Here is a 12,285-nt window from a genome sequence, read left to right as displayed (position 1 = left end):
TCCACTCACTCCGCCGCCACGAGGGGCCGCGCGGACTGGGCCGCGCGAGCGTCGATGCGGGCTTCGATCTCGTGCCGGAAGTGCCGGATGAGGCCCTGGATCGGCCACGCGGCGGCGTCGCCGAGGGCGCAGATGGTGTGGCCCTCGATCTGCTTCGTCACCTGGAAGAGGGTGTCGATCTCGCGCTTGGTGGCCTCACCGCGGACCATCCGCTCCATCACGCGCCACATCCAGCCGGTGCCTTCACGGCACGGCGTGCACTGGCCGCAACTCTCGTGCTTGTAGAAGTAGGAGAGCCGCGCGATGGCCCGGACGATGTCGGTCGACTTGTCCATCACGATCACGGCGGCCGTGCCGAGGCCGGACCCGAGGTTGCGCAAGGTGTCGAAGTCCATGGCGGCGTCGGCGATCTGCGCCGCGGGCACCAGCGGAACCGAGGAGCCGCCGGGGATCACGGCGAGCAGGTTGTCCCAGCCGCCGCGGATGCCGCCGCAATGCTTCTCGATCATCTCCCGGAAGGAGACGCCCATCTCCTCCTCGAAAGTCGCCGGCTTGTTCACATGGCCGGAGACGCAGAAGAGCTTCGTGCCGGTGTTGTTCGGCTTGCCGAGTGCCGCGAACCAGGCCCCGCCGCGCCGGAGGATGGTCGGCGCGACCGCGATGGATTCGACGTTGTTGACCGTCGTCGGGCAGCCGTAGAGGCCGACATTCGCCGGGAACGGGGGCTTCAGGCGCGGTTGGCCCTTTTTGCCCTCGAGGCTCTCCAGCAGCGCCGTCTCCTCGCCGCAGATGTAGGCGCCGGCCCCGTGGTGGACGTAGAGATCGAACGGCCAGCCGTGGATGTTGTCCTTGCCGATCAGCCGGGCCTCGTAGGCCTCGTCGATCGCCCGCTGCAGCGCCTCGCGCTCCCGGATGAACTCGCCCCGCACGTAGATGTAGGCCGCGTTGGCGCCCATCGCGAAGGAGGCGATCAGGCAGCCCTCGACCAGATGGTGCGGGTCGTTCCGGAGAATCTCGCGGTCCTTGCAGGTGCCGGGCTCGGATTCGTCGGCGTTGACCACGAGATAGTGCGGCCGCCCGTCCGACTTCTTCGGCATGAAGGACCACTTCAGGCCCGTCGGGAAGCCGGCGCCGCCGCGCCCGCGCAGGCCCGAGGCCTTCATCTGGTCGACGATCCAGTCGCGGCCCATGTCCAGGATGGCCTTGGTGCCGTCCCAGAGCCCGCGCGACATCGCGCCCTTCAGGCTCTTGTCCTGAAGACCGTAGATGTTCGTGAAGATGCGGTCCTTGTCCTGGAGCATCTCGATCAGATCCTTACCGACTGGGGTCTGGTGGCATGCGCGGTCATGGAGCGGCTTACTCCGCCGGCGGCCGGTCGCCGTCCTTGTCGGACGGACGCCAGCCGCTCGCGAGCTTCTTGGCCTGGTCGATCCACTTGTCGCGCACCGCGCGGCCCCGGAACGCGCCGAGGTTCTGGTCGACCCACTTCAGGTTCATGTCGGTCCACGCGGCGATCTGGTCGAAGTGCCAGACGCCCATGGAATGCAGCATCGCCTCGAGCTTGGGCCCGACGCCCCAGATGAGCTTCAGGTCGTCCGCCTCCGCACCCGCGCGCGGGCCGGTCAGCATCTCGGGCTTGAACTCGTCCGCGACCGTCTCGGCCGGTGCGGCGGCGGGCTTCTCGGGGGCCGGAGCCGGCGCGGCGGGCTTTTCCTCGGCCTTCGCGGCCGGAGCGGGAGCCGGCGCGGCAGGCGCGGGAGCCTCCGCCACGACGGCCTCGGCGGGCTTGGTCTCCGTGACGATGTTGACCCGGTAGGAACCGTCGTAGAGGCCTGGGTCGGTCAGCGTCGTCAGCCCGCCCTCGGGCACGGACTGGTGCCGCCCGTTCTGAGGACCCGGCACTGGCTTCTCGCCGCGCGCGAATGCGTCGAGCACCGCCTCGAAGCTCTCCGGCGTCAGGTCCTCGTAGCAGTCCGACCAGATCTGCACCATCGGCGCGTTCACGCAGGCCCCGAGGCACTCGACCTCCTCCCACGAGAAGGCGCCGTCCGCGGAGAGTTCGTGCTGGTGCGGAGCGATCCGGCTCTTGCAGACCTTGATGATGTCGTCCGAGCCGCGCAGCATGCAGGGCGTGGTGCCGCAGACCTGGACATGCGCCGTCTTGCCCACCGGCGCGAGCTGGAACATCGTGTAGAAGGTCGCGACCTCGAGCACGCGGATGTACTGCATGCCGAGCATGTCGGCGAGGTAGCGCAGCGCCGCCTCCGGGACCCAGCCGTCATGCTGCTCCTGCGCCCGCCAGAGCAGCGGGATGATCGCGGAGGCCTGCTTGCCCGGCGGATACTTGGCGATCGTGGCGTCGGCCCAGGCGAGGTTCTCCGCCGTGAAGGCGAAGCTCGCCGGTTGGACGTCCGCGGGGGCCAGTCTGCGCACTGCCATCGGTATGGCCTTCAGTTGAGCGGAATGCAGGGATTGGCGAGGGGCTTGGCCTTCGCCTCAGAATAGGTGTTGCCGCGCACCTCGGAGAGGACGCAGACATAGTGCTTCGCCTCGCGCCGCAGCGTCAGCAGGAGCTCGCCCGGCCGCCCGTTCCCGGTCGTCGAGAGAACCGCGAAGCCGTCGTTGAGGAGCTCGGCGAGCGCCTTCGTCGGCTGCTGGTCGAGCGCCTGCGCGAGGGCGCCGGTCGCGGGCAGCGAGGCCGCCAGGGCGGCTGCGAGAAGTCGAGCGATCACCGGTCCACCTCCCCGAACACGATGTCGAGCGAACCGAGGATCGCCGAGACGTCCGCCAGCATGTGGCCGCGGTTCATGAAGTCCATCGCCTGCAGGTGCGCGAAGCCGGGAGCGCGGATCTTGCAGCGATACGGCTTGTTGGTGCCGTCGGAGACCAGGTAGACGCCGAACTCTCCCTTCGGCGCCTCCACGGCGGCGTAGACCTCGCCCTCGGGGACGTGGAAGCCTTCGGTGTAGAGCTTGAAGTGGTGGATCAGAGCCTCCATCGACCGCTTCATCTCGCCCCGCTTCGGCGGCACGATCTTGTTGGTCGTGGACGAGACCGGCCCGACCTTGTCGGACCCGAGCAGGCGGTGCACGCACTGCTTCATGATCCGCGTCGACTGGCGCATCTCCTCCATGCGGATGAGATAGCGGTCGAAGCAGTCGCCGTTCTTGCCGATCGGGATGTCGAAGTCGAGTTCGGAATAGCACTCGTAGGGCTGCGACTTCCTGAGGTCCCAGCGCGCCCCCGAGCCGCGCACCATCACGCCCGAGAAGCCCCAGTTCCAGGCCTCCTCCAGGCTGACCACGCCGATGTCGGCATTGCGCTGGCGGAAGATGCGGTTCTCGGTCAGGAGCGCGTCGAGGTCGTCGACCACCTTCAGGAACGGGTCGCACCAGTCGCCGATGTCGGCGACCAGCCGGTCGGGCAGGTCCTGGTGCACGCCGCCGGGCCGGAAATAGGCCGCGTGCATGCGGCTTCCCGAGGCGCGCTCGTAGAAGACCATCAGCTTCTCGCGCTCCTCGAAGCCCCACAGCGGCGGGGTCAGCGCGCCGACGTCCATGGCCTGGGTCGTCACGTTGAGGAGGTGGGAGAGCAGGCGGCCGATCTCGCTGTAGAGCACGCGGATGAGCTGGCCGCGCCTCGGCACCTCGATGCCGAGCAGCTTCTCCACCGCCAGGCAGAAGGCGTGCTCCTGGTTCATCGGGGCGCAGTAGTCGAGCCGGTCGAAGTACGGCACCGCCTGCATGTAGGTCTTCGCCTCGATCAGCTTCTCGGTGCCCCGGTGGAGCAGCCCGATATGCGGATCGACCCGCGTCACGACCTCGCCGTCGAGCTCGAGCACGAGACGCAGAACGCCATGCGCCGCCGGGTGTTGCGGCCCGAAATTGATGTTGAAGTTGCGCAGCTGGGCTTCAGCCATTTAGGCGGTCCTCGGCAATCGGCAGTCGGCAGTCGGCAGCAGGTCTTGGTGGCATGCCGCTCACCCCCTACTGCTTCGCTTTCTCATCTCCGGGCAGCACGTAGTCCGGCCCCTCCCAGGGGGACAGGAAGTCGAAGTTGCGGAACTCCTGGGTGAGGCGGACCGGCTCGTAGACGACCCGCTTCTGCTCCTCGTCGTAGCGGACCTCGACGAAGCCCGTCAGCGGGAAATCCTTGCGCAACGGATGGCCGTCGAAGCCGTAGTCGGTCAGGATCCGGCGCAGGTCCGGGTGGCCGGTGAACAGGATCCCGTAGAGGTCGTAGGCCTCGCGCTCGAACCAGTCGGCGCCGCGGAAGAGCCCCGTCGCCGACGGCACGGGCGTCACCTCGTCGGTCTGCACCTTGATGCGCACGCGCTGATTGTGCTTCGGCGAGAGAAGGTGATAGACGACGTCGAACCGCTTCGGCCGCGCCGGGTAGTCCACCCCGGCGATGTCGATGAAGCTGATGAACAGGCAGCGGGCGTCGTCGCGCAGGAAGGCCAGCACGTCCAGGATCGTCTCCGGCGTCGCCTCGAGCGTCAGCATGTCCAGGCCCGCCGCCCAGCCCGAGACCTTCGTCCCGAGCGCGGAGGCGACGTGATCGCCGAGTTCCTTCAGAGCCTCGCTCATCGGATTTCCACCTCTGATCCCGTCCGCGGGCGGGCACCGCCACGGCGCCGGCCCGTCGTTTCCCGCCGGCCTCCGGTCACCGTTCGATGGTGCCCGTGCGACGAATCTTCTTCTGGAGCAGCAGCACGCCGTAGAGGAGCGCCTCGGCGGTCGGCGGACAGCCCGGCACGTAGATGTCGACCGGGACGACCCGGTCGCAGCCGCGCACCACGGCGTAGCTGTAATGATAGTAGCCGCCGCCGTTGGCGCAGGAGCCCATCGAGATGACGTAGCGCGGCTCCGGCATCTGGTCGTAGACCTTGCGCAGGGCCGGCGCCATCTTGTTGGTGAGCGTGCCGGCGACGATCATGACGTCCGACTGCCGCGGCGAGGCGCGCGGCGCGAAGCCGAAGCGCTCCGCGTCGTAGCGCGGCATGGACATCTGCATCATCTCGACCGCGCAGCAGGCGAGACCGAAGGTCATCCACATGAGCGAGCCCGTGCGCGCCCAGGTGATCAGGTCGTCGGTGGCGGTGACGAGAAAGCCCTTGTCGGCGAGCTCGGCGTTCACTTCCAGGAAGAACGGGTCGTTCGCCCCGACCGGCTTACCCGTGTTGGGGTCGATGATGCCCTTGGGCGCGGGCGCGACGAGCGGTTCGCCCGACGGCTGAATCAGTCCCATTCCAGGGCTCCCTTTTTCCACTCGTAGACGAAGCCGATGGTCAGCACGCCGAGGAAGGTCATCATCGACCAGAAGCCGAACCAGCCGAGGTCGCCGAACACGACGGCCCAGGGAAACAGGAACGCGACCTCGAGGTCGAAGATGATGAAGAGGATCGAGACAAGATAGAACCGGACGTCGAACTTCATGCGGGCGTCGTCGAAGGCGTTGAAGCCGCACTCGTAGGCCGACAGCTTCTCCGGATCCGGCGCCTGGTAGGCGACCGCGAAGGGCGCGATCAGGAGCGCCAGGCCGATGAACGCCGCCACGCCGACGAACACCACGATGGGGAGATAGGCGCTGAGCAGGGTGTCCATGCTTTCGTCCTCGTCGCTCCGCGCGGCCGGTACGCCGGTCGCGAGCGGATTGCCCCTGGCCGCAGCCTCCCCGGACGGGGAGGCCGATGGGCTCGCGACGATCGTCAGGCCACCGTCACCAGCCCGCGAGATACCCGCCGGATCGCGACTCGATGCCGCGTGATCCAGCCGATTTCCGCACCGCAACCGCCGCACGCTTAGCCCAGCGACCGGGCTCACGCAAGCGCAAACCCCCGCTCCCTGGTGCTCGTTCCTACATCAATTCGGCGCACTCGCGCACCGTCGGGGACGGCTCCGCGGAGCCGCTTTCGCATATCCCACGAGCCTGCCCGGGGGCGGCCCGACCCGCGGCCCGGCGGCCCGTGCCGACCCTCGGCAGACGGCAGGTAAGTCCTTCCCCGCACAAGCGCAATGCACGCCACCGCCACGGTACGCTGACGGCGCGCCCCGTGGCATACCAGACCCGCGCCCGCCGCGGACCCCTCACGGCACCGCCAGCACGCCCCCGCCGGTCGGCTGCGCCACGCCGGTGGTGCCCGGGAAGCTGATCGGCAGACCCTCCAGATGCCGCACCGCAAGAAAGCCGAAGGCCTGCGCCTCCAGGAAGTCGGTCGACCACCCGATGTCGGAGGCGGCGATCACTTCCGTGTTGGCGCGCTCGGCGATCATCCGCATGAGCGTCGGATTGTGCGCCCCACCCCCGGCGACCACCAGCGACCCCGGCCGTTCCGGCACCAGGTCGAGCGACCGGGCGACCGCGGCCGCCGTGAAGGCGGTCAGGGTCGCGGCCCCGTCGGCGGTCGACAGGGCCTCGCAGGGCGCGGCCGAGAAGGCGTTGCGGTCGAGCGACTTCGGCGGCTTCGCGATGAAGTACGGATGGGCCAGCAGGCGGTCGAGCACCGCCGGGTCGACACGCCCCTTCGCGGCGAGCCGGCCGTCCGAGTCGACCGGCCGCTCCGTGCGCGAATGACACCAGTCGTCGATGAGCGCGTTGCCGGGACCGGTATCGAAGGCGACGAGGTCCTCCGCCCCTTCCCCCGGCCCGCCGATCCACGTGAGGTTGGCCACGCCGCCGATGTTCAGCACCGCCGCCGGAAACTTCAATCCCGCCCGCGCCACCAGGGCCGCGTGGTAGGCCGGCACCAGCGGCGCCCCCTCCCCGCCCGCCGCCACGTCGGCCGACCGGAAGTCGTAGACGACCCGGATGCCGAGCGCGCGGGCGAGCGCGAGGCCGTCGCCGATCTGGATGGTCAGCCCGCGCCCCGGCGCGTGGAACACGGTCTGGCCATGGAAGCCGACCACCGCCACAGCGTCGGCGGTCAGCCCGTTCTGGACCATGAAGGCCCTCACGGCATCCGCGTGGGCCTCCGTGACGATCCGCTCCGCCTCGGCAACCACCGGCGGGCGCTCCCAGCGGTCCTTCAGCGCCGGCCCGGCCGCGAGCGCGGCCCTGAGCGCCGCCCGCTCCTCGTCCGAATAGGGCCGGAACTGCGTCGGTCTGAACGCGCCGACCGCCCGGCCGTCCGTCTCGATCAGGGCCACGTCGACACCGTCCATCGAGGTGCCGCTCATCAGCCCGATGGCGAGGCGCAATCCGCTCATTCCGACACTCCCCTCCGAAACCCCGCGGCGGCGCCGCTTCCCCCGTGTAATCCGCGCGCGACGGTGCTAGGAACGCCCGACGCCGCGGCCGGAGGGCTCCGCGGCCCACGAGGTTCGACGCATCATGACCGGTTTCAAGTCCGAATTCCTCCGCGTTCTCTCCGAGCGGGGCTTCATCCACCAGATCTCCGATCCGGAGGGCCTCGACGCAGCCTTCTGCAAGGGCCCGGTCACCGCCTATATCGGCTTCGACGCGACCGCGACCAGCCTCCATGCGGGCTCGCTCATCCAGATCATGATGCTCGCCTGGATGCAGCGCACCGGGCACCGGCCGATCGCGCTGATGGGCGGCGGCACCACCATGATCGGCGACCCCTCCTTCAAGGACGAGGCCCGCAAGCTCCTGACCGAGGCCGACATCGCCCGCAATCTCGAGGGCATCCGGCAGGTCTTCGCCAAATTCCTGACCTTCGGCGACGGCCCCTCCGACGCCCTGATGATCAACAATGCCGACTGGCTGCTGAAGCTCAACTACATCGAATTCCTGCGCGACGTCGGCCGTCATTTCTCGGTCAACCGCATGCTGAGCTTCGATTCCGTGAAGCTCCGTCTCGACCGCGAGCAGTCGCTGTCCTTCCTCGAATTCAACTACATGATCCTGCAGGGCTACGACTTCGTCGAGCTCTACCGGCGGACCGGCTGCATCCTGCAGATGGGCGGCTCCGACCAGTGGGGCAACATCGTCAACGGCATCGAGCTCGGCCACCGCATGGACGGCGTGCAGCTCTACGCCCTGACCTCTCCGCTCCTCACCACCGCCTCCGGGGCCAAGATGGGCAAGACCGCCTCCGGCGCGGTCTGGCTCAACGCCGACCTCTTGTCGCCCTACGACTACTGGCAGTACTGGCGCAACACCGAGGACGCCGACGTCGAGCGCTTCCTGAAGCTCTATACCCTGATGCCGATGGACGAGGTGAGCCGCCTGGCCGCCCTCCGGGGCGCCGAGATCAACGAGGCCAAGAAGGTCCTGGCGACCGAGGTGACCGCGCTCGTGCACGGGCGGGCTCCCGCCCAGGAGGCGGCCGAGACCGCACGCCGCACTTTCGAGGAGGGCGGCCTCGGCGGCGACCTTCCGGTCATCGAGATCAGCGGCGACAAGCTCGCCGAAAGCCCCTTCCTGGGCCATGTCCTGCAGAGCGCCGGCTACGTCGCCAGCATGGGCGAGTACCGCCGCCTGATCGCCAACAACTCGGTCTCGGTCAACGACCGCAAGCTCTCCGACCACAACCAGAAGGTCGACGCTGCCCTCTTCCAGGACGGCGTCGCCAAGGTCGCCCTGAGCCGCAAGAAGATCATCGTCCTGAAGCGGGTCGGCTGACCCCGCCGGGCCGTCCACCCTCGACCCGCAACCCCGGACAAGGCGCGGCACGCGACGCGGATCCGGGATCCAGAGCGGGCCGCGATCCGCGCCGCTGCGGCCGGCGCTGGGCCCCGGCCCACCGCTGCGCTCCGGCCGGCGATGCGGCGGGAGGGTCGGTGCCCGGAAATCGGGCTCCGTTCATCACCCCCCGACCGGGGGCGTTCCCTACTGGACCGGCGCCTGCGGCGGCGGTTCGCCGCCGTCGACCCGGTACTCGAAGATCTTGCGGAAGATGCCGGGCGCGATCGCCGAGATCGGGTTGAACTGCAGGACCGGGTTGTCGACGTTGCCGACGACCTTGAAGGTGACCCCGACGAGCCCCTCGTTGCGCCCCGCCCCGACGATCTCGCCGAAGATCGGGATCCGGCTGACCAGGTTGTTCAGGCCGTAGAGCGGGATGAAGGTCCCGGCGATCTGCAGGCGCTGGGCGTTGAGGTCGATCTGCCCGCTCATGGTGGCGCCCGTCGCCGGGCCCTTGGCGATGCCCTCCGTCACGTTGATGACGCCCTTGCGCATCGCGAACTTGACCTCGAAGCGGTCGAAGGTGGCGTCCTCCGTCACCGGCACGTCGCGCACCGCCACCTCGCGCAGGCCGTCGGGCGTCGTCCGCAGCACGCTGCCGCGCTCGTTCTTGGGCGGCAGGAGGCCGAAGCCGACCACCCGCACGCTGCCGTCCGCCGTGCCCGGCCCGGACAACAGGGCCGCCATCTGGAGCGTGCCCCCGCGCAGGCGTTCGTAGACGTCCAGGAACCCGAGCGCCGCCCCGGCGTCGTCCGCCGACACCGTCAGGATCCGCCGCGTGCCGTCCGGCCGGATCGAGATCTCGATCGACCGGCCCCCCGGCGCCCGGGCGGTCATCTGCAGGCGCGTCACCACCTGATTGCGCACCTGCGCGTCAATCACCACGTCGGAGAGCGTGACGTCGTTGAAGCCGACGAGGCGCGCCGCGCGGGCCTTGATCGACATGTCGCTCTGCTTCTTCGGGTCCACCTCGGGCCCGTCCTGCTTCTTCAGCGACTGCAGTAGGCTGCGCAGGTCGAAGCTGCCCGCCTCGAAGGTGACGTTCAGCACCTGGTCGGACCCGCGCACGAGCTTCAGCTTGGCGTCGTCGCCCTTGCGCAGCGCGAAGCGGGAGAGGTCGGCGGACGCCAGGCGCTTCTCCTTGTCGACCGTCATCGCGCCGCGGACCTGAAGTCCCTCGGAGTCCATGGCAAAGTTGTCGATCCGGGTGCCGCCCTTGTCGTCCTCGGTGACGTCGAGCACCGCCTTGGCGGGCACGCCCGCCCCCTTGGTCCAGCCGAACTGGGGGATCACCAGCCGCGCGGTGGTCAGGTCGGAGGTGATCCGCTTGGTCTCCGCAGCCCCGTTCGGCGGCTGGCCGATCTCCACCTTGACGGCGCCGGTGACGAGCCCGGCGAGGTCGAGCCCCATGCGGGCGCGCGCGGCGTCGTCGAGCGTCATGGTGAAGTCGCGCCGCTCGGCGGCATTCGACTTGTCGCTCGGCTCGTACATGTTCACGTCGGTCTGCACGCCGTCGATCTTGGCCTTGCCGGTGACCGTGGTGCCCTTGCGGTCGACCGTGACCTTCAGCACCGCGTCCTGGAAGCGGCGGCCGAGGATGGGCGACGGGCTGCCGAACTTGTCGAGGTTCGCCTCGAAACGGTAGTCGAGCGAACCGGGGTCGAACTCCTTGCCGAAGGTGAGGTCGACGCGCCCCTTGACGTCGCCCGTGCCCGCGAGCCCCTCCAGCTTGACCCCGGCCGCCTGCAGGAGAAGGAGCGGCTCGGCGTCGATGATCTCGCCCAGCGCGACGTTCTCGCCGGCGAGGCGCATCTCCATGCCGGCCCGCGGGCCCTTGATCATTGCGTCCGGGACGTCGAACCGGAAGGCGAGGAGGTTCGGCCGGCGTCCGTGCCGCGTTGCCACGACGCCCCGCTCCGCGACGGCCTCGAAACGCCGCCGCTGCATCGAGAGCGTCCCGGACGCCTCGGTGACGAGCGGCAGATCGCCGAAGGTGGCCGTCGTGGTCTGGTCGAAGCGCGCGGTCAGCACCACCGCGTCCGCGGGCCAGAGCGGCGGGTCGATCCCGAAAGGGAAGCGCAGCTTGATGAGCCCGTCCGAGACGCGGCCCGCCTTCACGTGGTCGATGAACCACCGCCGGGCGTTGGCGGCGATGAAGTGCGGCCAGACCCGGGCGATCGTGGCCGCGTCCACCGGCGTGAAGACCGTGTTGACGCTGACGAGCGGATTGGGCTGGGCGAAGTCCACGTGGCCGATCGAGCGCAGCGCCCCGCCGCCGAAATGGATCTGCAGGTCGTCGAGGAGCAGCACCTTGCGCCCCTCGTCGAAGCCCGCCTTGGCGGCGAAGCCCTGGATCGCCACCGCGGGTCCGCCGACGTCGCGCGGTGCCAGCGCACCGGACTCCAGCCCGAGGTCGATCGCCCAGCGCCCGTTCCCCTCCGCCCGCGGCTGCGTGGCCTCGCCCCGCAGATAGAGCGCGCTCGGCCCGACCTGCAGCCCGGCGCGCTCGATCGCGACCCGCCCCGCCGCCGGCACCCAGCCGAGCACCACCTGCCCCTCGTCCGCGAGGATCTCGTCCTCGGGCTCCTTGCCGAAGCGCAGGATGCCGGCGCCGACCCGCGCGTCGAGCCGCGCCTGCACGAGCCGGTCGCTCCGGTCGTAGGCGAGGTCGACGGTCGGGTAGAGCGGCATGTCGGCCTTGAGCAGGGGGTCCTGCTCGCCGAACAGGTCCTTGAGCGTGACGTCGGCCGCCTCGGCGAGGATGCGCCGCCCGCCGTCCGCCCCGGGGATCTGCCGGAACCGCAAGGACCAGCGGCCGATATCGCCTTTGGCGGTGAAGCCGAGGTCGATGTCGCCCGCCGATGTGCCGAAAACGCTCGACACCTCGACCTGCGGAATGGTCGTCCGCTTCGTCCCGCCCTGCCCGTCCCCCCGCACGACGACCAGTTCGCCCTGGCGGACCGACAGGCTCTCCAGCCCCTCCGCGCGGATGAGCCGCAGGTTGCGGTCGACCGCCTTGCCGAGTTCGGTCAGCCTCGCTTCGAGGAGCGCCGCGCCCCTCGGTCCGGGCCCCTGCACCCCGTTCGCCGGGCCGGGCTGTGCCGGTTCGGGCGGCGGGGCGGAGGAAGCCGGGTCCCCCGTGCCAGTGACCGGGTCGACCGTGGCCGCCTGCGCTGCCCGCTCGGCCCGCTCCCGGTCGAGCGCCGGCAGGTCCACCACCACGCGCGGCCGGTGCAGGTCCAGGGAGGAAGGGCGGAAGTCTCCGGTCAGGATGGGCAGGAGCTGCAGGCCGATCGCCGCGCTCGGCACGACCACCTCGACGCCCCCGCCCTCCTCGCCCACGCGCACGTCCGTCAGGCGGATCGCCAGGCCCTCGGAGAGGCTGGCGCTGAGGTCGGCCCGCGCGACGCTCGTGCGCCGCCCCCCACCGAGCGCCTCGGCCACGACGCGTTCGGCGATCCGCGCCGCCGGCGCGAGCTCCATGGGTCCCTGCGTCAGATGCCAGGCGACATACGAGAAGGCGACGAGCCCGGCCACCACGACGAATCCGAACAGGCCGGCGAGGATGCGGAGCACCCGGCGCCCTCCTCGGCGGCGTCTGCCGCCGGTCGTGTCAGCGTTCGACCTCATCGATAC

At 69.9% G+C, this 12,285-nt stretch carries 10 protein-coding genes; 1 reads left to right on the top strand and 9 read right to left on the bottom strand.

Features of this window, described 5'->3' with window-relative positions:
• Positions 1–5 precede the first annotated feature (5 nt).
• From nuoF to WBG79_RS24160, 8 genes are all read right to left on the bottom strand, one after another.
• Entirely contained in the window at positions 6–1,301 is a 1,296-nt protein-coding gene (gene nuoF, locus WBG79_RS24195) for an NADH-quinone oxidoreductase subunit NuoF (RefSeq protein WP_337359808.1), read from the bottom strand.
• A gap of 55 nt (positions 1,302–1,356) precedes the next feature.
• Entirely contained in the window at positions 1,357–2,439 is a 1,083-nt protein-coding gene (gene nuoE, locus WBG79_RS24190; RefSeq protein WP_337359807.1) for an NADH-quinone oxidoreductase subunit NuoE, read from the bottom strand.
• An 11-nt stretch (positions 2,440–2,450) separates the two neighbouring features.
• Positions 2,451–2,732, bottom strand: a complete 282-nt coding sequence (locus WBG79_RS24185) for a hypothetical protein (protein ID WP_337359806.1) — start codon at positions 2,730–2,732, stop codon at positions 2,451–2,453.
• Complete coding sequence (locus WBG79_RS24180; protein WP_337359805.1) at positions 2,729–3,919, bottom strand: NADH-quinone oxidoreductase subunit D; 1,191 nt, start codon at positions 3,917–3,919, stop codon at positions 2,729–2,731. Before WBG79_RS24180 ends, WBG79_RS24185 begins: the two co-directional genes overlap by 4 nt.
• Positions 3,920–3,986: 67 nt before the next feature.
• Positions 3,987–4,589: an NADH-quinone oxidoreductase subunit C gene (locus WBG79_RS24175; protein ID WP_337359804.1), complete on the bottom strand. Its 603-nt coding sequence runs from the start codon at positions 4,587–4,589 to the stop codon at positions 3,987–3,989.
• A gap of 76 nt (positions 4,590–4,665) precedes the next feature.
• Positions 4,666–5,250, bottom strand: a complete 585-nt coding sequence (locus tag WBG79_RS24170; RefSeq protein ID WP_337359803.1) for a NuoB/complex I 20 kDa subunit family protein — start codon at positions 5,248–5,250, stop codon at positions 4,666–4,668.
• A complete protein-coding gene (locus WBG79_RS24165; RefSeq protein ID WP_337359802.1) occupies positions 5,241–5,606 on the bottom strand; it encodes an NADH-quinone oxidoreductase subunit A in 366 nt (121 codons plus the stop codon). The genes WBG79_RS24170 and WBG79_RS24165 overlap by 10 nt, the downstream gene beginning before the upstream one ends.
• A 483-nt stretch (positions 5,607–6,089) precedes the next feature.
• Positions 6,090–7,208 (bottom strand): anhydro-N-acetylmuramic acid kinase, encoded by a 1,119-nt coding sequence (locus WBG79_RS24160; RefSeq protein ID WP_337359801.1) that lies wholly within the window; start codon positions 7,206–7,208, stop codon positions 6,090–6,092.
• A gap of 124 nt (positions 7,209–7,332) precedes the next feature.
• On the opposite strand from WBG79_RS24160, the gene tyrS reads away from it, so the two are divergent.
• Positions 7,333–8,586 (top strand): tyrosine--tRNA ligase, encoded by a 1,254-nt coding sequence (gene tyrS / locus WBG79_RS24155; protein WP_337359800.1) that lies wholly within the window; start codon positions 7,333–7,335, stop codon positions 8,584–8,586.
• Between the two features lie 207 nt (positions 8,587–8,793).
• On the opposite strand, the gene WBG79_RS24150 is transcribed toward tyrS, so the two are convergent.
• On the bottom strand, positions 8,794–12,225 hold the full coding sequence (locus WBG79_RS24150) for an AsmA-like C-terminal domain-containing protein (protein WP_337359799.1): 3,432 nt from the start codon (positions 12,223–12,225) through the stop codon (positions 8,794–8,796).
• Positions 12,226–12,285 lie beyond the last annotated feature (60 nt).

This window comes from Prosthecomicrobium sp. N25, from assembly GCF_037203705.1.
Lineage (GTDB): Bacteria > Pseudomonadota > Alphaproteobacteria > Rhizobiales > Ancalomicrobiaceae > Prosthecodimorpha.
This window is presented reverse-complemented; position numbering and strand designations above follow the sequence as displayed.